This window comes from Sulfuriflexus mobilis, assembly GCF_003967195.1.
Taxonomy (GTDB): Bacteria; Pseudomonadota; Gammaproteobacteria; order AKS1; family AKS1; genus Sulfuriflexus; species Sulfuriflexus mobilis.
Window position 1 is genome coordinate 2,483,726 of the sequence record NZ_AP018725.1, and the last position, 22,341, is coordinate 2,506,066.

Annotated in this window: 27 protein-coding genes; 6 read left to right on the top strand and 21 right to left on the bottom strand. The window is 51.1% G+C overall.

Annotation, left to right across the window (positions count from 1 at the left end):
• Positions 1-175 precede the first annotated feature (175 nt).
• Positions 176-688, bottom strand: coding sequence for a carbohydrate porin (locus tag EL386_RS12295; RefSeq protein WP_172597721.1), 513 nt, complete (start codon positions 686-688; stop codon positions 176-178).
• Between the two features lie 137 nt (positions 689-825).
• Between EL386_RS12295 and EL386_RS12300 the strand changes: the two genes are divergently transcribed.
• A complete protein-coding gene (locus EL386_RS12300; RefSeq protein WP_126456535.1) occupies positions 826-1,140 on the top strand; it encodes a PilZ domain-containing protein in 315 nt (104 codons plus the stop codon).
• Between the two features lie 15 nt (positions 1,141-1,155).
• Here the strand turns inward: EL386_RS12300 and EL386_RS12305 are convergent, their stop codons facing one another.
• The 3 genes from EL386_RS12305 to EL386_RS12315 all read right to left on the bottom strand — a co-directional run bounded on the left by EL386_RS12305 (position 1,156) and on the right by EL386_RS12315 (position 3,350).
• Entirely contained in the window at positions 1,156-1,695 is a 540-nt protein-coding gene (locus EL386_RS12305; protein WP_126456536.1) for a hypothetical protein, read from the bottom strand.
• On the bottom strand, positions 1,695-2,843 hold the full coding sequence (locus tag EL386_RS12310) for an alpha/beta hydrolase (protein ID WP_126456537.1): 1,149 nt from the start codon (positions 2,841-2,843) through the stop codon (positions 1,695-1,697). The genes EL386_RS12305 and EL386_RS12310 overlap by 1 nt, the downstream gene beginning before the upstream one ends.
• A 270-nt stretch (positions 2,844-3,113) precedes the next feature.
• Positions 3,114-3,350, bottom strand: coding sequence for a hypothetical protein (locus EL386_RS12315; RefSeq protein ID WP_126456538.1), 237 nt, complete (start codon positions 3,348-3,350; stop codon positions 3,114-3,116).
• A gap of 122 nt (positions 3,351-3,472) precedes the next feature.
• On the opposite strand from EL386_RS12315, the gene EL386_RS12320 reads away from it, so the two are divergent.
• The gene (locus tag EL386_RS12320; RefSeq protein ID WP_126456539.1) at positions 3,473-4,030 is read left to right on the top strand and encodes a BPSL1445 family SYLF domain-containing lipoprotein; all 558 of its coding nucleotides are present in this window, start codon (positions 3,473-3,475) and stop codon (positions 4,028-4,030) included.
• 7 nt (positions 4,031-4,037) lie between these two features.
• On the opposite strand, the gene EL386_RS12325 is transcribed toward EL386_RS12320, so the two are convergent.
• The gene (locus EL386_RS12325) at positions 4,038-4,280 is read right to left on the bottom strand and encodes a hypothetical protein (protein ID WP_126456540.1); all 243 of its coding nucleotides are present in this window, start codon (positions 4,278-4,280) and stop codon (positions 4,038-4,040) included.
• Positions 4,281-4,398: 118 nt separating this feature from the next.
• Here EL386_RS12325 and EL386_RS12330 point away from each other — a divergent pair, with 118 nt between their 5' ends.
• Positions 4,399-4,881 carry an FKBP-type peptidyl-prolyl cis-trans isomerase gene (locus EL386_RS12330; RefSeq protein WP_126456541.1) on the top strand — a complete coding sequence of 161 codons (483 nt, stop codon included), beginning with the start codon at positions 4,399-4,401 and terminating at the stop codon, positions 4,879-4,881.
• Between the two features lie 5 nt (positions 4,882-4,886).
• Here the strand turns inward: EL386_RS12330 and EL386_RS12335 are convergent, their stop codons facing one another.
• Together EL386_RS12335 and EL386_RS12340 are read right to left on the bottom strand one after the other, a co-directional pair.
• Complete coding sequence (locus tag EL386_RS12335) at positions 4,887-5,330, bottom strand: DUF302 domain-containing protein (protein ID WP_126456542.1); 444 nt, start codon at positions 5,328-5,330, stop codon at positions 4,887-4,889.
• Positions 5,327-6,391 (bottom strand): c-type cytochrome, encoded by a 1,065-nt coding sequence (locus EL386_RS12340; RefSeq protein ID WP_126456543.1) that lies wholly within the window; start codon positions 6,389-6,391, stop codon positions 5,327-5,329. The genes EL386_RS12335 and EL386_RS12340 overlap by 4 nt, the downstream gene beginning before the upstream one ends.
• A 167-nt stretch (positions 6,392-6,558) precedes the next feature.
• Here EL386_RS12340 and EL386_RS12345 point away from each other — a divergent pair, with 167 nt between their 5' ends.
• Positions 6,559-7,107, top strand: coding sequence for a hypothetical protein (locus EL386_RS12345; RefSeq protein WP_126456544.1), 549 nt, complete (start codon positions 6,559-6,561; stop codon positions 7,105-7,107).
• Complete coding sequence (locus EL386_RS12350) at positions 7,104-7,625, top strand: TlpA family protein disulfide reductase (protein WP_126456545.1); 522 nt, start codon at positions 7,104-7,106, stop codon at positions 7,623-7,625. Before EL386_RS12345 ends, EL386_RS12350 begins: the two co-directional genes overlap by 4 nt.
• 53 nt (positions 7,626-7,678) lie before the next feature.
• On the opposite strand, the gene tcdA is transcribed toward EL386_RS12350, so the two are convergent.
• The 11 genes from tcdA to EL386_RS12405 form a co-directional block, all read right to left on the bottom strand.
• Entirely contained in the window at positions 7,679-8,491 is an 813-nt protein-coding gene (gene tcdA / locus EL386_RS12355; RefSeq protein WP_126456546.1) for a tRNA cyclic N6-threonylcarbamoyladenosine(37) synthase TcdA, read from the bottom strand.
• Between the two features lie 6 nt (positions 8,492-8,497).
• Positions 8,498-9,268, bottom strand: coding sequence for a TatD family hydrolase (locus EL386_RS12360; protein WP_126456547.1), 771 nt, complete (start codon positions 9,266-9,268; stop codon positions 8,498-8,500).
• An 18-nt stretch (positions 9,269-9,286) separates the two neighbouring features.
• Complete coding sequence (locus EL386_RS12365; protein ID WP_126456548.1) at positions 9,287-9,499, bottom strand: hypothetical protein; 213 nt, start codon at positions 9,497-9,499, stop codon at positions 9,287-9,289.
• 11 nt (positions 9,500-9,510) lie between these two features.
• Positions 9,511-9,810, bottom strand: coding sequence for a hypothetical protein (locus EL386_RS12370; RefSeq protein ID WP_126456549.1), 300 nt, complete (start codon positions 9,808-9,810; stop codon positions 9,511-9,513).
• Positions 9,811-9,863: 53 nt separating this feature from the next.
• Positions 9,864-10,652 carry a nucleoside triphosphate pyrophosphohydrolase gene (mazG, locus tag EL386_RS12375; RefSeq protein WP_126456550.1) on the bottom strand — a complete coding sequence of 263 codons (789 nt, stop codon included), beginning with the start codon at positions 10,650-10,652 and terminating at the stop codon, positions 9,864-9,866.
• A gap of 115 nt (positions 10,653-10,767) precedes the next feature.
• A complete protein-coding gene (locus tag EL386_RS12380; RefSeq protein WP_126456551.1) occupies positions 10,768-12,261 on the bottom strand; it encodes a sensor histidine kinase in 1,494 nt (497 codons plus the stop codon).
• A 21-nt stretch (positions 12,262-12,282) separates the two neighbouring features.
• Positions 12,283-13,263 carry an ABC transporter substrate-binding protein gene (locus EL386_RS12385; protein WP_172597722.1) on the bottom strand — a complete coding sequence of 327 codons (981 nt, stop codon included), beginning with the start codon at positions 13,261-13,263 and terminating at the stop codon, positions 12,283-12,285.
• Between the two features lie 178 nt (positions 13,264-13,441).
• Positions 13,442-14,089, bottom strand: coding sequence for an adenylate kinase (locus EL386_RS12390; RefSeq protein ID WP_126456553.1), 648 nt, complete (start codon positions 14,087-14,089; stop codon positions 13,442-13,444).
• 214 nt (positions 14,090-14,303) lie between these two features.
• Positions 14,304-15,980: an ATP-binding protein gene (locus tag EL386_RS12395; protein ID WP_126456554.1), complete on the bottom strand. Its 1,677-nt coding sequence runs from the start codon at positions 15,978-15,980 to the stop codon at positions 14,304-14,306.
• 114 nt (positions 15,981-16,094) lie between these two features.
• Positions 16,095-17,381: a mechanosensitive ion channel family protein gene (locus EL386_RS12400; protein WP_197722084.1), complete on the bottom strand. Its 1,287-nt coding sequence runs from the start codon at positions 17,379-17,381 to the stop codon at positions 16,095-16,097.
• A 197-nt stretch (positions 17,382-17,578) separates the two neighbouring features.
• Entirely contained in the window at positions 17,579-17,914 is a 336-nt protein-coding gene (locus EL386_RS12405) for a TusE/DsrC/DsvC family sulfur relay protein (protein WP_126456555.1), read from the bottom strand.
• Between the two features lie 755 nt (positions 17,915-18,669).
• Between EL386_RS12405 and EL386_RS12410 the strand changes: the two genes are divergently transcribed.
• On the top strand, positions 18,670-19,812 hold the full coding sequence (locus tag EL386_RS12410; protein ID WP_126456556.1) for an HD domain-containing phosphohydrolase: 1,143 nt from the start codon (positions 18,670-18,672) through the stop codon (positions 19,810-19,812).
• A gap of 3 nt (positions 19,813-19,815) precedes the next feature.
• Here the strand turns inward: EL386_RS12410 and EL386_RS12415 are convergent, their stop codons facing one another.
• The 3 genes from EL386_RS12415 to cspE form a co-directional block, all read right to left on the bottom strand.
• Positions 19,816-20,244: an HIT domain-containing protein gene (locus EL386_RS12415; protein WP_126456557.1), complete on the bottom strand. Its 429-nt coding sequence runs from the start codon at positions 20,242-20,244 to the stop codon at positions 19,816-19,818.
• A gap of 14 nt (positions 20,245-20,258) precedes the next feature.
• Positions 20,259-21,788, bottom strand: a complete 1,530-nt coding sequence (locus EL386_RS12420; protein WP_126456558.1) for a SulP family inorganic anion transporter — start codon at positions 21,786-21,788, stop codon at positions 20,259-20,261.
• A gap of 302 nt (positions 21,789-22,090) precedes the next feature.
• The gene (gene cspE, locus EL386_RS12425) at positions 22,091-22,294 is read right to left on the bottom strand and encodes a transcription antiterminator/RNA stability regulator CspE (RefSeq protein WP_126456559.1); all 204 of its coding nucleotides are present in this window, start codon (positions 22,292-22,294) and stop codon (positions 22,091-22,093) included.
• Between the last annotated feature and the right edge of the window lie 47 nt (positions 22,295-22,341).

A 22,341-nucleotide genomic window follows, 5' to 3' on the forward strand; every position in this document is an offset into this window, starting at 1 on the left:
CACTGCCGACAGGGAAACAGTCATAAATCCGTGCCGTCGCCTCACAGCGCAGCTCGGCACTCAGCATATGCTCCGAGAGTCTATCCGCAGCATCAATGTGCAACACCTGCAAACCCTGCAAGAGCAGATAGTCGGCCAGCAAGCGGCGTTGCGATTGTTATATCTTTTAAAAAACTTAAAACGCGACCTCAACACGCATGCCAATAACCGTAGCATCATCAATCGTCTTGTCAAAACCCGGATTATGCACCCACTGGATATCGGGCTGCACCGTTAACCAGTCCGTCACCGGGATCTGGTATGTCAGTTCTACGATGGTTTCAGCGTGTGTTGGATCAGCCAGCAAGGCACGCTGTGTATCAATATAATCATCACTTGCCCGAGCATGGGCGACGGCAACACCGAAGACATCCTCATCTCGCTCCGGGATCGGACCAGTATAGTTAACACCCAGCCCAAGATAACTACCAACAGTGTTAATACGTTTATCCGCGATACCATAGCGTATAAACATATCAAGCCCCTGTTCAGGACTAGCCGCCTCAGAGTAAACACGACCTTCTGCGAAGGCATATATGCCATGGTTACTACGGCCGCTGATGGCATTACCAGAGGCATCTTCATCACTGTATTCAGTATTTATATATATAAAACGACACACTTTAATGCGAATGATAACTATTATCAATATAGCCGGCCTTTAGAGGCAGAATAAACATGTCCCATCAAAATGCAATTACCGCTAAATATGCGCTTAATATGTGCTATTCATTAAATCGCGTATCTAACGTAGACTAGTGATAGATGATATGAAAGGGGCGTCACGTGTTTTCTTTCTGGAAAAAAAAGCCGCGTAAATTGCGCAAAGATACCGTCGTCCACGGCCTGATTCTCATGGATGGACACCAGTATGTCTTTAGCAGTCAGGATATCTCTACCGAAGGGGCCTTGATTAATATTGAGACAGACGTCCTGCCCGAAACAGGGATCCCGGTTGAATTAAGTATTCAGGAATTTGAGATCAACGGCCACGGCGAGGTCCGTTGGGCAAAACCAGATGCCGAGGGGGGTATTCAGATTGGACTGCGCTTCGCGCCCGACAAGGGCCTAGCCGGCGTCAATCGTCTGTTCGGCAGGTGATGAGACTTTTTTGCACTACTCAACGCGGATAATGCTTAAATCCAGTTCGCCTTCGTTGTTGTCGTAGATACTTTTCGCCGGGTAGTCATTCGCGAAGACAAACAGCCTGCCCGTCAGCGTTGCTTCAAAAACCGGTCTCGTTGCATCCACGGCCTTAAAACACTGTTCATTGCCCTGCTCGTCACGAATCGCCCCGACCAGGGCATACCAGGGAGCCTCAGCATTACGCCGCAGAAAACTCATCGGCTTGAGGATCTTGCTCATCAGGGTCGGCGTTTCCAGCCACCCCTGTTCCAGGGATGAGACTATGCCATTATCGACCCAATTTTTTGCTACCGCCGTAAAGCGGTATTTATGCCCTTTTACCAGCATGATGCCGTGATCATTCCACTGGTCCTTAACATTAAAATGTTGCAAGGGGGTCGGCTCGGCATAGCTCGGTTCGACAAGTGCGCTAACCCGAATCTCCGGCGTTCCCGTACAGGCGCAGCCCGTCAGGCTGACAACTAACAACAAAATCGAAACACGCTTAAAATACATCGAACTGGCCATCATTACGCCTCTACATCATCAGAGGGTTCAAGGTAGGGCTCCTTGTCACGCAAACAGTAGGTACTCGCTGCCTTGTTATACATGAAACCCGTGGCAGCCTTCGGGCTTTTATCCGGAAAGACTACTTTGCCGCTAAAGATAGCCTTAAAGAAATCAAAGACCTTCTGATTTTTACCCAGATTGTTTTTGCATAGTCTGTTCTTTGTTGAATTATTATTATCGGGATTGATAAAAAACAGCGGGTGTGTGGATTTTACATCTTTGCCACTGCTAAAATCCACGTAACGCACGCCGTTGTCTGCCGGCAAAAAGTGTGGTGAATTACCCAAGCGGTCCTTGTTATAGATATCTGACAATGCCAGCACTGAATCGTATTCATTGTGCGTTACATAGCGGCGCGTGCCGAGCTTAAGCTTCTCCAACCAGTATTCATGACCCTCCCGGTTTACATCGGCCTCGCAGAGAATGACATTCTTAAACAACTTCTCTGTACCAGACAATTTAGCGTCCCTGGTCGCCCACTCCAGCACATAATTGCCGAGGCTGTAGGACATAAAGTTCAGATTAAGCTTTTTGCCATCTGCCAGCTTGGCCTGCAGGTCATCTGCCACGTAACGCAAACAGTCTCCGAAGGCCTCTCGGGAATCATAGGCATTACAACGGGAACGTACATAGGCGGCATATTTTCGGAACAAGGCACCACCCAACACAAGACTTATGTTCGCTGCCACCGCCGCCACGATGGCGGCACTGAAATTCAGTTGCTGAAAACCTTTTAACAACACCTCACCTGAAACTGCGGGGTGGGATGGCCATGAAAAGGCAATCACATTGACGCCATAGGCATCGCTCAGGCACTGACATTTTCTGATGTTATCATCAAATCCCTGGTTGTTCCCGTGCAAAAATACCAGCCACTTGCGTTGTAACTCACCAGCCTCGATACGCTTGCGTACTGATTTCAGGGCCTGGCGCTCTTTTCCCGCATCGATTAATTCGACACTCCACTTATCACTTCCGTCCTCCGGGGGCTCGGACAGACACATACGCAGGCTGTCACTGCCTCCCTTGTTAAAGGCATCGCCAAACACCTTTTCAATGGTTTTTGCCCGGCTTGATGCGATGTTACGATTGGAAAAATAGATAATCATGCACTCCCCCCCTCATAAGTAGGAACCGACAAGGCCCTGAGAAAGATAATGTCTGCCAGGACAAATGCCTAAGATGAGCCGCTCCATGCTACTATTTCCTCACGCGCCGGCGTATTCGACAGCGTTCCTGATTGAATAGCTATGTGATTAAACTAACCGAATTTCTCCGCGCAGACAATACAACGCGGCGTACCGAGTTCTGCATCCGCTTGCGCTAACTGACGTCATCTCACCAATGTCTTTGTGAATGCCTGGGGGCTTACTCATTAATTACTCGGGAGGGCATTCCAGCTCAGGTCCAAGGACAAACTCGACCGCCTCGAAGCCGTGTTCTTCGAGTGCCTCAGCCACGTCTTCCCAGTTACAATTGACATTGCTCTCTTGCACACCGGCGATCACCCCGGTGGCATGGCGAAATGCCTCGTGTTCTTCCATATCCTCTGGCATGCGTAGCACGCGAAGATGCTCGAAATGTTTTGCCGGTAACACCATCAAACGCTCATTCATATACCACCCCATGCTGATAATTCATCATGAAGATACCGCTTTTTCTCTCTCACGGGAATAGGGGCTTTACAGGCAAGCCCGAGAACACTATTGTCGGGTAAAGACCATAAGGAGGATCAACCATGCGCTGGCTAAATCATGTTTACTATCCGCTTTTTTCCCTGCTCTTATGTATTGGCCTGCTCACCAGCCAACCAGCATTGGCCGCATCGAAGCGCGTCATCGATGTTGAGGTCGAAGAGGCCCTGCAACGTTTTTACAAGGACGTCGGGGGGGCAAAAAAGTTTGCCGCTATCGCCGAAGGTATACTGGTCTTTCCGAGCGTGATCAAGGCCGGTTTTGGTATCGGTGGCGAATACGGTGAGGGGGCATTATTAATCAAGGGTAAGACTGTCGATTACTACAGCACGGCTGCCGCCTCAATCGGCTTCCAGCTGGGCGCACAGTCAAAAACCGTGATCCTCGTCTTTACCAGTAAGTCAGCCCTGAGCAAATTCCGTAAAAGTGATGGCTGGGAGGCCGGGGTGGATGGTTCCGTCGCACTCGTAGAACTCGGTGCCGGCGGCACAATCGATACCAGTACCATCAAGGACCCGATCGTGGCCTTCGTCTTCGGTAACAAGGGCCTGATGTTTAACCTGACCCTGGAGGGTTCCAAGTACAGCAAGCTGGTAAAATAGCCACTTTCTATTTGCCCAGCCAGGCCTCCAGGTAATACAGCCGCAAGCCCTCGGAAGAGCGCGAGGGTCCCACAACCCGGGCGGCAAAGAAGTTCTTCTCAGGGTCCTCGGCCTCCCGTGCGGCCTGCTCGGATTCCATGACCTGCACGCAGTTTTCCGGGAAGCGGTCGCGGTGGCGGCGAGGCGCATAAATGACCGCGAAATGTTCCTCGACGATATCGGTGTAAGGGTCTACGGGGATACGACTCATAAGCTTATTATATAGGGATAAGCATAGATAAATCGGGAAAAAACGACATTTTTTATTTTTCCCCGGCAAACTGGTATTCTTAGCGTTTCTATTTTCATCCCCCAGCTAAGGATTCTCCATGCAAATTGCCGATAAAAAGGTTGTTACCCTGAATTACACCCTTCGCGATGACCAGGACACGGTTATCGACAGTTCACAAGACGGCAGTTTCGTCTATCTTCATGGCGCCAGCAACATCATCCCGGGCCTTGAGAAGGCCCTGACCAGCAAGTCTGTTAATGATGAACTATCCGTTACCGTTGAGCCCGCTGAGGGCTATGGTGAACGCAACCCGGAAATGAGCCAGGTTGTTTCTATAGAGATGTTTGATGATGCCGAGGATATTGAAGTCGGCCGCCAGTTCCACGCCGCCAGCCCGGATGGCCAACCCGTCGTCGTCACGGTTACCGCCGTCGAAGACGGTAACGTCACCGTTGATGGTAATCACCCGCTGGCAGGTGTCACTCTGTTTTTCGAAGTCAAGGTGATGGATATCCGTGACGCCTCGGAAGAAGAGATCGCCCATGGCCACGTGCATGGCCCGGACGGTCATCACCATTAAACTGCTTACTGTACGTCGTTAAAGATCGAGCGCAGGTCGTTCTCCCATCGTTTGAGTATGTCCGCAATATTCGTATTGCGGACAAAACTCGCGTACTGCACGGGGTTTGCTGCCACTAACATCGTCTCCTGGCCTTCGGCAAAGATGGCGATCTTCAGGGGCAGATAGGGGATCAATTCCGGTTCGGCAAACTTGATGGCATTGACCTCACTGGGCTTGCCAAAGAAGACGATCCGGTACTTGTCCGTCTTGTAACCCGACTTGGTCAGACCGATATCAACGCGTTGTACCCGGCTGACGATATAGCCATGCTCGACAATCGAACCCTGTAAGGCCAGCATCGCCTCCGGGAAGGTCTGCTTGGAGCGGAACATCAGCAGGTCTTCGGCATAGGCAGGGCCCGCCAACCATGAACAAACGAGCAGGCCAATTAATAATAAGCGTTTCATAGTGTGGCCTCCTCAAGGATATTTTTGTAAATAGCCGTCATTTCATCACAGGCCTTATCCAGCTCAGTATTGTTGTACAAGGCGCTCATATGGCGTGGGTTGATCGACATGACCTTGACCTTGCCCTCACGTTCTACAACCGTGACCCGACAGGGCAGGAAGATGCCGACACGTGGGTCCAGTGCCAAGACACTATTTAACAGACCGAAGTTACAGAAATAGATAACTACCTCCTTCTGTGACTCCTTGCCCTCCTTTGCCAGACCCTTGTCAAATGGCTGAGTGAGGATAATGCGATAATTGGCCGCTACCGCCGCCGCCTTGACATTATTGACGGTGGTCTCCAAATCGTAGGGTGAGTCCTGCACCAGTACTGCCTGCTCCTTATCATTATTAATTGAGATACTGCTAATCTCACTGCGCTCAAAATGGCGAACATGGGTGACGATGTCATTAATGTCCGTTTCGCTCAGGCCCAGCTTGAGAAAAGACTGCATCGGCGTACCTTCACGCCCGTTCATCAGGGTCATCTTGATCATACTGTCCGAGGCCGCGGCGAGAAAACCCTTATTGTTCAGGGCCGGAGCGATCACCGGCAGGTCACGCGGCCGCGAGAAGGTCACGCCGGTACCCTTGCCCCCCTCACCGTTGGCACCGTGGCAACTGGCGCAGTACTTTGTATACAGGCGAGCGCCGTTTTTCTCGTCACCGCGCACCGAACTCAGTGTGACGGCAGCGGCCGGCACCGTGGCAAAACCGCGCACATACTTAACAATAGCCTCTATTTGCGCGTCACTCAGGTATTTGAACGGCGGCATCACCCGTCCCTCGCGCCCATAACGGATGGTCTTGAAGAGGTACTCATCCGGCACGCTTTTCAGGAAGGCCGGCAGCGCCAGCGGGATACCGACGCCACCCTGGCCGTCATAGCCATGGCAACTGGCACAGTTCTGGTCATACAGGGCCTCGCCATCCGGGGCGGCTACGGCCACTGACAGCATCAACCCTGTAGAGAGGGCCAGAAGCACACGCCACAGGCCTTTACTCACATATCCACGCATGAGAGGAATTCCTTCATTTATGTTCATAAGAAAATACTAATATACTATCCGGCCAATAACGTTGATCTGGATCAATTTCATTTCCGCCGCAGGCAGCCTCGGCTACACTAGGCAGAGAGGAGATCCCCGCATCATGCCCAATTATGCATAGCCAATCTACCCTAAGCATGACCATGATATTAGGCCTGTCGCTGGGCTTGCTGTCCCCAGCCGTGCTACAGGCCGCCACGCCTGCGCAGCAGGTCTTTGAAACCAAAGCGTTAAAACTCGTGCTGATCCCACGCAGTGCCCAGCAAATGGCCGCCTTTTATGAGGGTCGCGGCTTTCCCGCCGAGGCCATAAGCCAGACCCGCGAGGCCTGTTTTTTCACGGTTGGTCTGCACAACAAAACACAGGGCAGCCTCTGGCTGGACACCGCCAACTGGCAGTTCCAGACAGATGATGGCGGCCCGCTGCAGGCGATTAGCCGCGAGGCCTGGCAGCAGCGTTGGCAGGCCATGAAACTACCACTCGCCTACCAGTCGACCTTCCGCTGGACCCTGTTACCGGCCGAGCTGGACTTTCAACCCGATGAGCGCGAAGGCGGCAATATCACCCTGCCGCGCACCGATAAGGCCTTTACCCTCAAGGCGCGCTTTGCCACCGGTAAAGACCGACAGGGCCCTGCCATCCATGTTGAAATGAAAAACCTGCGTTGTGCGGGAGACTCTCCATGAAAAAACTCTTGTTCATCGTATTGCTCTTCACCGCCGGGCAGGTGCTGTGCGCCGCGCCCCTGTCACTGCCCAAGGGTGTCATCGCGGTCAGTCCGCGTCCGGCCCCGCCACTGGTGCTGCAGAACATGGATGGGCAAAGCTTCGATCTGGACAAGGCCGGCAGGCAATGGGCCTTCGTTCACTTCTGGGCCAGCTGGTGCGGTCCCTGCCGACGCGAGATACCGAGTATCGAAAAGCTGATTGCCGGGATGGCCGATAGCCCCCTGAGCTTTGCAATTGTGAATACCGCGGAGTCCGATGATACCGTGTTCACCTTTCTTGGCAGTGTCGCCCCGGAGATCAATACCCTCATGGATTACGACGGCCTGGTCACCGAGGCCTGGCAACCACGCGGCCTGCCCTCCACCTATCTGGTCGACCCGCAGGGCATGATCCGCTATGTCGTCATTGGCGGACAGGCCTGGCATAGTCGGGAATATCAAGACTTTCTTCGCCACCTCACTGGTGACGAAAAATAGAAGAAAATTCGGACCCCGCAAGGGTACAGACAGTGCGCGGGTATTAATTCTTACTATGCAGAATGGGTGGACGCGTTAGCCTTCATGTGCTTTTTCAAAGTCTTTTCAATCACGCGTGCCGCGGCAATGAAACCGAAAGTCGCCGTGACCATCGTCACCGAACCATAGCCAAGATTACAGTCCAGCGAGACACCATGAATACCCGGCTTCTCAAAACCAATACTACCGTCTTCCTTTGGGTAGCGCTGCTGTTCGGTGGAGTAAACACACTCGATGCCGAAATAACGTTTGGTATTGCGGGTAAAACCGTAACTGCTGCGTAATTGTGAACGCACCTTGGCCGCTAGAGGGTCATTGTAGGTTTTGTTCAGGTCACGAATGCCTATCTGCGTAGGGTCAGTCAGGCCACCGGCACCACCGGTGGTGATGATCGGGATCTTGTTGCGTTTACAGTGATAGATCATGGCCGACTTGAACTTGATGCTATCGATGGCATCAATGACATAGTCATAGTCTGTGCTCATATAATCAAACAGGTTATCCGCGGTAAGGTAATCGTCGATAATTTTGCACTCACAGTCGGGGTTAATGTCTTTCACCCGCTCTGCCAGTGCCAGGCTCTTCTTTATATCCAGACTAGTCGTGCCGGCATGGATTTGCCGGTTAATATTACTCTCGGCAATCGTGTCGTAATCAATCAGGGTCAACCTGCCAACACCGGAACGTGCCAGCGCCTCGACTGCCCATGAACCGACCCCGCCAAGTCCGACGATACAGACATGCATGGCGTGAAGTATTTCCATTGCCGGCTGGCCGTAGAGCCGGCCCATACCCGAGAATCGGTTGTTATAGGTTTCGCTTGTCATATCACCTTACGCTAAAGAAAAAACGGCGTGGGCATTGGCCGTAGTTTGTTCGGCAAGCTGTTGCACGGTTTCACTACGCAAGCCGGCGAGGGCCTGCAGTATCTCTGGTAAATAGATCGGGCTGTTACGTTGCCCTTTATGACTGGCCACAACCATATCTGGGGCATCGGTCTCGAAGACAATACTCTCCAGCGGTAAAGCCTTTGCCAGGGCCTGTATCTTTCTGGCATTGGCATACGTCAGGGTACCGCCGAATCCCAGTTTGAAACCCAGCTCGATATATTTTTTTGCCTGCTGCAGGCTGCCATTAAAGGCATGCGCCGTCCCCCCCTTGACACCGACACCCTGTAAAAACCCCAGCACCTGGTCATGGGCCTTGCGTACATGCAGGACCACGGGCAGGTCCGCCTGCCGGGCAAGCTGCAACTGCGCCTCGAAGAGTGCCGACTGCCTTTGTTTGTCGGGTTTGTCGATATAAAAATCCAGGCCGATCTCACCCACCGCAACCACTTCTTGACGATGACTGGAAAGTCGCTTTTCCAGTTCCAGCAGGTCACTGTCCCGGTGTTGTTCGGTAAACACCGGGTGCAGGCCCAGGGCCGGGTAGAGGGCGTCATTTTGTTCACAAAGTTCCAGGACCTTTGCCCAGTTCGAACGGGCGACGGCCGGGATAATGACCTGGGCCACGCCCAGGCGTCGACACGTAGCCAATACCTCTGCCCGGTCTGCGTCAAAGGCGGGAAAATCGAGATGGCAGTGGGTATCGACCAGTTTCATAATAGGCTTTGTCGGTGCCTACACCGCATCGGTGGCCACGACAAAAAAATAGGCCAGACAGGCAACAATGCTGAGCCCACCCCAATGCACCAGCCAGCGCTGACGCCCAAAACGGCCCATGGCAATAAATAGGATACTGATCAAGAGGGTCACAAAGACCGTTGCATCGGCGAGATGATCGGCTATCGGTGGGCCGAGCGCGGAGACGTCTTCCACTTCACGATATCGCATACGACGGTCCCTTAGGCGCGGCCGACGTTGATATCATGTGGGGAATGAAAGTACTGGCTCTCCTCGGCATACTCCTGGACCAGCTGTTGAAGCTCCTTGAGGCGGTTCTCGGCCGTGCTTACCGGCGCACAGTCCTCGCACAGGGGGTCGCCACAGGGCTGGTGGGTAAACAACCAGTACTGGATGGCCCCGGCCAGCAGGCCATCTGAAATATCCCAGGGGTGTGCCTGCTCATCGTCCTTTGCCATACTGTTGCCAAATTCAACCGTGTGCTGAAAGGCTTGTTCAAAGACTTCATCTTCATCGGACATGTTCGTGTACCTGCTCGCTTCGTTAAGCCTATAGTAACAGACTTATACACCCTTCAAGCGGCGGGTGTCTGTTGCTTGACCTGCTCCCAGGCGGTATCCATCTCCTCCGGACTCGCCTGTCCAAGGTCCCGACCGCTATCGCTGAACAGGGTCTCCATCTGCCGAAAACGCCGTTCAAATTTTTTATTCGCCTGACGCAGGGACTGCTCGGCATCAATATGCAGGTGTCGTGACAGATTCACCAGACTGAAAACCAGATCACCAAACTCTTCCTGTATTGCCTGCGGATTACCCTGTGCCACTTCGGCCTCAAACTCGGCAAACTCCTCCCGGCACTTGGCCAGTACCCCTTGTGTATCCGGCCAATCAAAACCGACGCGCGCGGCACGTTTTTGTAATTTTGCCGCGCGCATCAGTGCCGGCAAGGCCAGCGCCACCCCAGCCAATGCCCCTGTAGCCCTGTTGTCTGCCCGTTCCCTCTCCTTCTCGCTTTCCCAGGCGGCGTGCAGCGCCTCTTCGCTACTGTAGTCCGCACCAGCAAATACATGTGGATGGCGACGTAGCATCTTGCGGCATATGCCATCGACGATATCGATAAAATCAAACGCATTGTTTTCCTTGCCTAATTGCGCATAGAACACCACCTGGAACAGCAGATCGCCAAGCTCATTACGCAATTCGGTCATATCCCCGTGTTCAATCGCATCACTGACCTCGTAGGCCTCTTCGATCGTATAGGGTGCAATGCTGGAAAATGACTGTTTTAGATCCCACGGGCAACCCTTATCGGGGTTGCGCAGTGTTGCCATGATGGCGAGGAGGTCTTCAATGGAATGCTGCATGGTTGACTCCGCGGATAGCGTTAGTACTGAGTGGCATAATAAAGCTATATTCCATTATGCGCTAAGGGCTGGGGTAGACAAACAAACTGTATCTGGAAAGCAGGCATTAATTACATTAACCGTTGCGGGGCAAGTCCAACCAGAACAAGCTGCCTTCACCATAAGTGCTTGTGAAACCAATCTCCCCACCCATGGAATTGGCCAGTTTCCTGGATATCGTCAGGCCGATACCCGAGCCCTCGACGAGGTTGTCATCATAGGCAATACGGTGAAATGGCTCGAAGACCTCTCGCTGCTTGTCCTCGCGGATACCGATCCCGGTATCCTCTACAGTGAGTCTCAGTTTATTCTTATCGCTTATATCGAGTGCAATATCAACACGGCCATTATCACGGTTATATTTAATCGCATTGGAGAGCAGATTAATAATTATTTGCTTCAACCTCGAGCCATCGGCCTTGACGGACATGCCTTCAGTAAGGCTGGCATTTACCACGACCCCACTGTTCTCGGCCATAGGCATGACCAGGGCCACACACTCAGCCACCAAAACTGAAATATCCAGATCAGTGATATCCAGCGATATTTCCCCGCTATCTACCCTGGCTATATCGAGTACTTCATTAACCAGCTGAAGCAGATGATTACTTGCCTTACATGCCTCCGATATATGTTTCCTGACTTGTGCACTAAGAGATGGATCCATTTCGACAAGTTTTGCATAGCCAATAATCGCGTTAAGTGGCGTCCTCAGTTCATGACTCATTCTCGATAGCAGTTCGGTTTTACTACTACTCGCCTTTTCAGCCAGGTCCCTTGCTACCCGGAGTTCCCGGGTTCTTTCACCTACCTGTCTTTCAAGCTCATCATGAGAAACCATCGTCTCCTGCAAGTGCTCGCACATCCGGTCGAATGACCTGGATAAATCCCCGATTTCGTCCTGCGACGTATTGTCTATGCGCTTATCAAATTCGCCATTTGAAATATAGTGGGTTTCCCTGCGCAACCTGTTTATAGGCCCCACAATACCTGTTCTCAGCCATAGCGATATGGCAATAATGGCGACAACAAACAATATGACGACGAGGAGTATTATGGTTTTTGTGGTTTGATAGGTGTCAGCGATACGCATCCGGAAATAGTCAGACAGGCGCAATGAATTATTAAACAGAATCTGCATTTCCTCATGCAGGCGTTGACTAATCGCCCGCGACATCCTGCCTCGATTGGCAAGGTCATTATCTTTATTAACTGGCCGGGAGGCATCGGCAAGTTCAAGCATTAACTTATTCACAAGAACAAGCCTGCTCGCTATATGACTTAGCTCGATCTTTTTTTCATTTATCTCTCTGCCGGCCAGGTCAATGAGTCTTTCCACATCTTTATATTTCACTCGCCACTGGTAAAGCGCACGTTCGCTGCCATGCTGGGCATAGTCTTCTGTCAGCACAAGCAGTTCACCGACATCATTGGCCGCCGACACAACCAGACCCTCAGCGCGCAAATAGATGGAAGTTTGATGCGCCGTCCAGACAACCAGCAACATAATTAACACGCCCGTAAAAAAGGCGACCATGGCCATGATTGAGAGTTTGGTCCTGATATACATGAAAAATTACGCTACCACAGCCTAGTTAATCAAGGTCACTGCAGAGGCATCGACTCCTTTTAACGGGCCAGGGAGGATGTAGTCCAGATAATTCGGCAAACCCGAGGCACTGACTATATTGTTTTCGACTGCCCACCTTGCTTCGTTCTCGAGTGTAACAATCAGCGCCTGATCAAGCGTCAGCAAAAACTGATAATCCTTCCATACCCAGTCAATAAACTCACTATCAAGACCGAGCCGCTTGACGACTATTTCCTGTGCCTGCGCGGGTTCTTTAGCCATAAACTCAACACTGTCTTTCAGCGCCCGCAAGACCCTGCTGGCCGCCTCGGGATGATTTTTCGTATAGTTTTTGCCCGTTATCAGGTTAAACGTCTCCCGGTAGGGACTGATTTCCAAAAGAATATTAAGGTCACTGCCCAGTCGCTTGTGTGCCAGATAGCCATATGGCTCCCAGACAGAGAGCGCGTCGACTTTACCGGCTTGCAACGCGGCTGGCATTTCCTCTGGATTAATATGAATCGTGGTCACATCCTTGAGTTGCATACCATTAAATAGCAGGTAGCGGTCGAGAAAATAATGGCTGGAGCCGCCTTTGACGATACCTATCGTCTTACCCTTCAAGTCTCTCGCCACATGAATGGCGTTTTTCCGATTCGCCATGAGTTTCACATCGTTTTCTGAACTCACAAAACTGGCAAGCACGGCAAAATCATCTCGTGTAAAACTATTTATCATGACAGGATAGTCTGATGAAGTACCCATATCTGCTTTACCTGTCAGCACGGCCTGCATAGACCTGTGGCCACCCACCAGCTCTATCATTTCCACATTTACGCCATGCTTTCTAAAAAAGCCCTTTGCCTCGGCGATATATAACGGTGCTGAAAGCGGGGTTTTTGAAACGGCAATCCTTGTTTTACCCGCCAGGTTAGTGCTCACCTCGCTATCGGTACATCCATAAACAAGAAAAACTACCAGAACGGTAGCTATGCGAAACAATATGAAACACCTGGCCATGTTTTACCCCTTATCCATGTGGTTATGGCTTACCGGTTGCTGAAACAGTATAGACGTGCCAGTAGGCAACAACAAATAACCGCCTGAAGACAGGCAAAAAAATCGGGGCGCCTGCAAAAAAGCAGCGCCCCGATGGGTCTTTCCGGAAAGGCCGGTGGGACTAGTTACCCAGGCGCTCCTTGATAGCGGCCACCACGGCATCACTGGATGTCGCGTTGACACTCATGAGCAGGCCTTCCTTTTCATAGTAGCCGGTCAGTGGTGCGGTCTTTTCATTGTAGGTCTCCAGACGGTGACTAATGGCCTCAACGGTTTCATCCTCACGCTGGATGGTTGGGCTACCGCACTTGTCGCAGATGCCTTCGACCTTGGTCGGACTGCTCTTGGTATTATAAATGGCCTGGCAGTCAGAGTTTGAACAGGTACGACGCGTGGTCAGGCGATCGAGGATCACATCACGCGGCACATCCAGGCTAACGGCCATATCCAGTTTCACACCGATACGGGCCAATAATTCCTTGAGTGCCTCGGCCTGTGGGATGGTGCGTGGGAAACCATCGAGAAGAAAACCCTTGGCACAATCATCTTCCTGCAGACGGTCTTCCATGATCCCCATGATCAGGTCGTCCGGCACCAGGTCACCGCGGTTCATGAAGTCCTGGGCCTGCTTGCCCAGTTCGGTACCGGCCTTCACCGCACCACGCAGAATGTCACCTGTCGAGATTTGTACAGCACCATCCAGCTCAGTCAACATTTTTGCCACCGTACCCTTACCTGCGCCTGGCGCACCTAACAGAATCAGTTTCATGGTTATTCCTTAAAATAGCGTTATTAGTTAAACCCACCGAAACGAGATTTTCCCCCGCATCGAGATAAAATAGGTAGCGGCATTGTGCCTACTGAAAAGGAGACAAACAACGCCTTTACCCCAGAAAATCTTGATACCCCCAAGAATAGAACTAAACAGGCCTGTTTTCCCCTGTAAGCATTTGATTAAAATACTCTATTTAATGCAATAGGGGTCATTGTCCAGCGGGCTCGGCCAGTTCCAGTTCGATCCAGAAATGACAACCTTCGCCGGGCCTGCTCTCCAGGCCGATACGACCACCCATCTCTTCGATCAGGTTCTTGCTGATAACCAGTCCAATACCCGTGCCATCAATGCCGCTGTGTTCCTGACCGAGGCGCTCAAACGGCTGAAACAGTCGGGTCTGCTGTTCCTGACTCAGCCCCATTCCGGTATCCCTGATCGAGACACGAACCTTGTTCCCCCTTGTCAGGCTGGAGGCAAGGCGTATCTCTCCGCCCGGCTTGTTGTACTTGACGGCATTGCTCAGCAGGTTTGCCAGCACCTGACGCAGGCGGGTTCTATCGGCACGTACGCAAAAGTCCATGGCGTCTTCGATATGGACTTTAATTGCATGTTTTTCACGCATGGCTTCGGTCAGGCTAAGACTGTCTTGCACCACCTCAGCCAGATTGATATCTCTGACAACAACTTCGATTCTCCTTGCCTCGATCCTGGCAAGGTCGAGTACATCATCTATCAGTGCCATCAAGTGCTCACTGGCCTTGATGACCTCCTGGACATTTTCCTCACGGTTCTGATCGTATTCAGGCATGGTCAATAACTGGCTGAAACCGAGGATCGCATTCATCGGCGTACGCAGTTCGTGGCTCATTCGTGAAAGAAATTCCGACTTGGCCTGGTTGGCATGTTCGGCCAACTGACGGGCCAGTTCAGCCTTGATTCGTGTCCTCTCAAGCTTGTCGTTCTTGCGTGACAGGTAAAAAGTGATCGCAAACAGACCCAATACCAGCACCAATAACAAGACCAGAATGACCAGGTTACGTTCTGCTGCCCGGAGGTCTATTTGCGCACGTTCTTTCAATAGGATCGGGTCAAGATTCGCGGCCGGGATAAAAACGGGGGTTTTCAGAATCTCCCGGTTCACATAATTGATTACCTCCTGACCACGCTCGGAGATCAAGTAGTCATAGAGAAGATTCGCCGCTTTGGTATTGATGTCCGGCCCCATTCTCGCGTTTACGACCATGGCACTGAAGACATTGCGCAGTTCATAACCGCCACGAAACAACGGTACCAGGTATTCGGACAACTCGGCCTGGCTGTTGATATAAGTGGCCATATCCGCGATCGCATAGGCCTCCTGTTCGGCGGCCAGGCGCAAGGTCCCCAGCGGCGTAGTATTCGTATTCTGATACCATTCCCAATTCGGGATCACCTTGGCGATGGCCCATAACTCAGCCACCTTTAAATAGGTACCACCCTGAGTTGAGGGGACGATAAAGGGTGCCTTGGCGTTTGCCAGTTTTCTTAATACCCCCTGGATACTGTGCTCCTGCAACAGGCCCAGTTCATCGCCGGGTGGACCAAACACGGCAAATTCACTGTACATAAACTGGGCGCGCTTGGTGACCACACCTTCCTGTAAAAGGCGTTCATCTTCCGGTGGATAATGGGTGATCGCGATATCCGTTTTTCCCTGGCGGGCAATCTCGTGCGCTTGCAAGGAACCCAGTGACTCAACCTTTATCTGAATATCGGGATGGAGCAACTGAAAATCTGCGAGCAGACGATCAAGGACTGTTGTATTAACAATGGAACGGGCCGCGGCAATACGTAACGTATTGTCTTTGCTCGTCTCGGCGGAGAGGGCCGGTAAAACGAAAAACATCGAGATGAACAAGAGTAGCCATTTTAACAAGGTGCGCAGAGTTAACCCGCCGCACCAATAAATTAAAGGTGAAACACTAGTCACTCACACGCCACCTTAAGATATTTATTAGATTCACTGTTTGCGGTCGACCATATAAATATCGCGTTGTGGATACGGGATGGTAACCCCGTGTAGTTTGAAACCCTGCCATATCGCCATGTTTATATCAGACTTGACGCTGCCCACGCCTTGTTCCGGGTCATCCAGCCATAACCTTAGTTCCAGGTTGATACCGTTATCCCCAAAGGACAACAACCGTACCTGTGCCTTCGGTTCATTAAGCACCCTCTTGTTTGCCGTACAGGCATCCAGCATGATCTGCATAGCCAGTTCAGGGTCATCCTGGTAACTGATCTGTACGGGCACCTTGACACGTACATGTTTATCGGTATAACTCCAATTAGTGACTTCCGAGGTGATCAGGTTCTCATTTGGTATCAGGGTTTCTACACCATCCCGATCACGGACTACAATATAACGTGCATGCAAGGCGACTACCCAGCCAAAACGTTCACCAACCGTGATGACATCTCCCGGTTTTATGGAACGATCGAATAATAAAATAAAACCACTAATAAAGTTGCTCGCAATACGTTGCAAACCAAAACCCAGTCCAACACCCAGTGCACCACCGAATACCGTCAAGGTAGTTAAATCAATACCAACCGAATTCAGGGCAATAAGCGCTGCAATGGTATACAGCACAACCTTGCTGAGCTTGCTTAGGCCGACCTTCATGCTACTGCTCAGGTATTCAGATTGCGCGGCCCGCTGCTCGATATAACGCGACACCCATCCAGCCAATACCATGAGTACCGCTACGGAAAGTATAAGTTTCAGAATAGAAAGAATTGAGACACGGGCATTGCCCAGGTTTAGCGAAGGCCCATCAAGTGCGGCAAGTACATCCGGCAACCAACCCAGCAAATGCAGAGCCACCGCCGCCCATATCAGACTACCTATAACCCCTTCCCATGCACGCAAGGCGGGACTCGGCCCAAAGGCACGGCGCAGGACATAGACGATGAGGCGGATCATGGCGAGGGAAATGAGTAAGGGGGCCAATAAATCCAGCAAGTGTGTTTGTATGTCCAAGCGAGACAGTATTCCGCGACCCGCGATCACGACCACGGCGGCGATAAGCGGAAGCGCCGCACGACCGGTACCTCGCACGGCCATACGCCGAAAGCCTTTGTGTTCACCTCGCCGACGCTCGATCAGTGCCTGCCAGTAGCGATGCACCAGCCAGCCGCACAAAGCGGCCACACAAATGACCCCAAGTTGCCAGACCCCAGCGGGGGTCAGCAATATGAGAAACCAGTCCTGAACACGGGCCATGATGGCGTCAAGAGTTGGCATTTTCTCGCTCATTACAAACAGGAGATTTAGTGATCATTTTATGTATTCTAGCTTCTTATTGGCCTAGCGTATCTTTTTTATGGCGTCTCGGAGAAATACATTACACTTCATACCAAAATCCAGGCACAAAAAAAAGGGGGCGCAACTATGCGCTGCTCCCCCCTTCTGGTTTCTAGCAAAAAAAACAGCTATTCGTCTTAGCTACAACCCTTTGGACGTGGCAGACCCGCGATCTTGTTGGCACACTTAATCAGGCCTGTCGGAAACAGGGAATAAATATACTTCTGACTGCTGCGGTCATCACCGAATTTTTTCTTCATCAGTTTGGAGAACAGGCGTGGCTCAGCAACAACTCCATTTTCTACAAAGTATTCACGCGCCAAATTGATGATATCCCAGTGCTCCTGGGTGAGTTCAGTGATCTTTTCGTTTTTCGCGATCTCGTGAGCCAGGGCTTCACTCCACTCATCGAGGTTCAACAGCCAGCCGGCCTCACTGAGTTCGATTATCTTGCCATCTACTTCTGCTTGCATTGCTCGCCGCTCCTTAAAAAATGGGCTACTTCACTTCAGGTAATAATAGTTGACTTATTTTATCGGATATAAGCCCAAATATCTATATAAGAATTGACTTATGTCTTTTCAGGGGAAAACCGCATGGCCGTGTTACACAGCTCATTGATAAATAAACTTTTTGTATAAATTCAATGCGTTACATGAATATTTGCCGGTCGATGTAAATCGCAATGTCGCCATTTTCACCTGGCTTTGAGTGATTACACAAGGCAGCCCGGGCACACAGAAAAATTCCTAACAATAGTTTACCCTAAACCCCATGGCGTGAGAGCAGAATTTGGATGCCGTCAGCACAACTCACCTCAACCGATCGGCAGGGTGAACAATGGCAAGTCTGCTAATTAACAGATTGGCTTGAGCATAATATGCTGTGGAAGACTAGGGCACTAGCACGACGTACAGCAATTAATGCGAATATCATCATCGGCCATAGCTGTATTACCGACCTGCTCGATCACACAACAGGAGACAGTCGCCTAACAGTCACCGGAAGAACTGGCCCGGACATAGGACTCGCTGGCATATACCATGGTCGGCAGAGACATGCCTCATTTATCGTTTCATATATCATTATGGTATTTGTTCTCAACTCACAAGTTTCGATATAGCCGGCTTGCGTGGCCAACCCTATAAGTCTGTTTTTGTAAAAAAGGTATAAATAAATAGTCTATACTACGCGAATTATCTGCATAACATGAATCTGGCAATACATTATGTCCGACGATAGCCATTACCAACACAGTGACTCGTTTGCCTTCCTCCACGATGAAGGTTCATTAAAGGAAAAGATCGTATCCGCTCACAGAAAGGCGCGGGAAAAGTTTCCCTTTCTGGCACGAATTGCAGTAACTCTTTACGATTCTGAGACTAGCCTGCTCAAGACCTATTTGCACAGCAGCGGTGAAGATAATCCCATTGAAAATTACCAGACACCTATTGATAATGCCCCATCGCTGAAACACATTCTTGAAGAAAAATGCCCCCGTGTCATCAACAATAAATTGACCTTCGAGGATGATAGCAACCAGCATACACAAAGAATTGGTCGTCAGGGTTATGCGGCCAGTTATACCCTGCCCATGTTCAACAATGGTGTTTTTTTTGGTTTTCTGTTCTTTAATTCTTATGAAAAGGATGTCTTCACTGAAGCCACGCTGAATGAACTTGACCTCTATGCTCATATCATTTCACTCATGATTATTAACGAAACATCTACCATCAATACCCTGACAGCCGCCTTGAAAACGACTGGTCACATCACGCATTTACGTGACCCTGAAACCGGTAGTCACCTGGATCGTATGTCGCGCTACAGTCGACTGATTGCTACTGCACTGGCCGAAAAATATCAACTCGATGATGACTATATTGAGCATGTTTTTATGTTCTCGCCCTTGCACGACATAGGCAAGATAGCAATACCGGATGAGATATTGCTAAAGAAATCCCATCTCACTCATGATGAAATGGAAATCATGAAAACCCACACCACTGATGGTCTGAAGATGATTGACGACTTGCTGGCAAACTTCGGTCTCGATAATATCTCACATACCAATATCCTGCGAAACATCGCCCTTTCACACCATGAAAAGATGAATGGTACCGGTTACCCGGAACAAAAGATTGGCGAAGATATCCCACTTGAGGCACGTATTGTCGCAGTGGCTGATATTTTTGATGCCCTGACCAGCAAGCGTTCATACAAAGAAGCCTGGGATAATCAGGAGGCATTCACACTCTTACAGAAATTAACCAATGAAGAACTCGATGCTGCCTGTGTGAATGCGCTAATCGAGAATGAAAATGAGATATTAGAAATCCAGCGCCGGTTTCAGGAAAACGTCTTTGGCTGAACATCAGCCCGCCGCAATAAACCCCGACTGTCCCCGCAACGCCTCCAGTGTCTTGTCAATTAATACCTGAAGTGCCTCGTCATCATAGGCCTGTGCCACGCATACGCCCCACACCGGCGCGGGCCATGCCGGGTCAGCATGATAACGGCCTATATGGTGTAGGTGTAATTGCGGCACAATATTACCCAGGGCCGCGATGTTGACCTTCTCCGCATGAAACTCCCTGACCAACAGCCTCGCCATGATCGATGACTCTCGCATCAATTGCTGTTGTTCCTGCTCGGTGAGTTGATAAATTTCTGTGATCCCCTGTCGATCCGGAACAAGGATAAACCAGGGATAGTTGGCATCATTCATCAGCAACAATTTACACAGTTCAAACTGCCCTAACAGCAGGCAGTCTTTTTGTAATTGTGGATGCAGTTCGGCCATGTCTATGTATTCCCTTAGCCCAATTGATCATCGGCCACAAAGTAGCGCGGGTCTTCCATGACGTTGACTTCAACCAGGTCACCCGCATTTTTCAGCAACAGTTTGCACTCATTACTCAGATGACGCAGGTGCAGGGTCTTACCGGCCTTGATGTATTTATCGGCAAGGTTATCGATCGCCTCGATTGCCGAGTGGTCGGCAACGCGTGAATTCTGAAATTCTATAATCACATCGTCAGGGTCCTTGGCCGGATCAAACAGATCGAGGAAACTTTTTACCGAGCCAAAAAACAACGGGCCACTCAGTTCATAGACACGAGAGCCGTTTTCATCGTCATAGCCCTTCACGCTGATGTGTTTGGCATGTTCCCAGGCAAAGGCCACGGCCGAGACAATCACACCCACAACCACGGCAATCGCCAGGTCGGTCATGACGGTAACGGCAGATACCAGGATGAGAACAAAGGCATCGGTACGCGGGATTTTGCGCAGGATCCTGAAACTGGTCCATTCGAAGGTACCGAGCACAACGATAAACATCACCCCGACCAGGGCGGCCATCGGGATCTGTTCGATCAAACTTGAGGCAAACAGGATAAAGGCCAGTAGGAACAAGGCCGCAGCAATACCCGACAGACGCTGGTGACCACCGGAGTTCACATTGATCATACTCTGGCCGATCATGGCACAGCCACCCATGCCACCGAACATGCCGGTGACGGTGTTGGCAATACCCTGACCGACACACTCACGGTTACCACGACCACGGGTGTTGGTGACGTCATCAATAAGGGTCAGGGTCAGCAGCGACTCGATCAAACCCACCGCGGCGAGGATAACCGAGTACGGCAGGATGATCAAAAGGGTTTCCATGTTGAATGGCACCATTGGGATATGGAAGCTCGGCAGACCACCTTTTATTGACGCCAGATCACCAACGGTCTTGGTGTCTATATCCAGCCCGATGACCAGCAATGAAACCACCAGGATCGCCGCCAGTGTCGACGGGAAGGCCGTGGTCAACTTGGGCAGAAATTGAATAATGGCAATGGTCAGTGCGATCAGGCCGAGGAAGATCCACATTGGTGTCCCTGTCATCCACGTTGCGGCCCCGTCGTCGGCCGTAAACTGGAAGTGCTGTAATTGGGCAAGGAAGATCACGATCGCCAGGCCATTCACAAACCCCAGCATCACCGGGTAAGGCACCATGCGAATGAATTTACCGAGGCGGGAGATGCCGGCGAGGATCTGGATCAGGCCGGTCAGCACTACGGCGGCGAACAGGTATTCAACGCCGTGCTCAGCGACCAGCGAGACCATGACCACGGCCATCGCGCCGGTGGCACCGGAGATCATGCCCGGACGCCCGCCGAAGGTCGCTGCCAGCAGGCCCACCATGAAGGCGGCGTACAAACCGACCAATGGATCGACGCCGGCAACAAAGGCAAAGGCCACCGCCTCGGGTACCAGGGCCAGGGCCACGGTCAGGCCGGAGAGGATCTCGTTTTGGAAACAGGCGCGGTTCGCACAACCCAGATTGAACATGACTGACCTCGATGTCGGATAAGTTAAGTATTTAGGTATTTAGGTATTAAAGGAATGAAGGGCGCGAAGCATAACAGAAATGCACGGGTGACTAAAATACAAGGACTTAGGCGTGGTTTTAAGGTCGCCGTGCGTATTGCCCCCGCACCGCGCCAAGAATATCACCGGCAGGGCTACCGGTTCGCGGCCACTGGAAAATAAAAAAAGGCAGCCCGCCTATCACACTATTGCGCGATAACCTGACTACCTTTTTGTTTTCCCTGCCCACGGTTATCCCGTGGCAAGAAAGGATTCAGTCCGTCTTAAGCGATCTGAACCTGGGTCGCCTGCAGACCTTTCGGACCCTGCTCGACTTCGAAAGTCACGGCCTGACCTTCAGCCAGACTGCGGAAGCCGTCACTCTGAATAGCTGAGAAGTGTACAAACACGTCTGCACTGCCGTCGTCTGGAGAGATGAAACCAAAACCTTTGGAATCGTTAAACCACTTAACTGTACCTGTAGCCATTTTCTAAAACCTTTAATAATCAATAATATAGTATTTCGTTACTAATC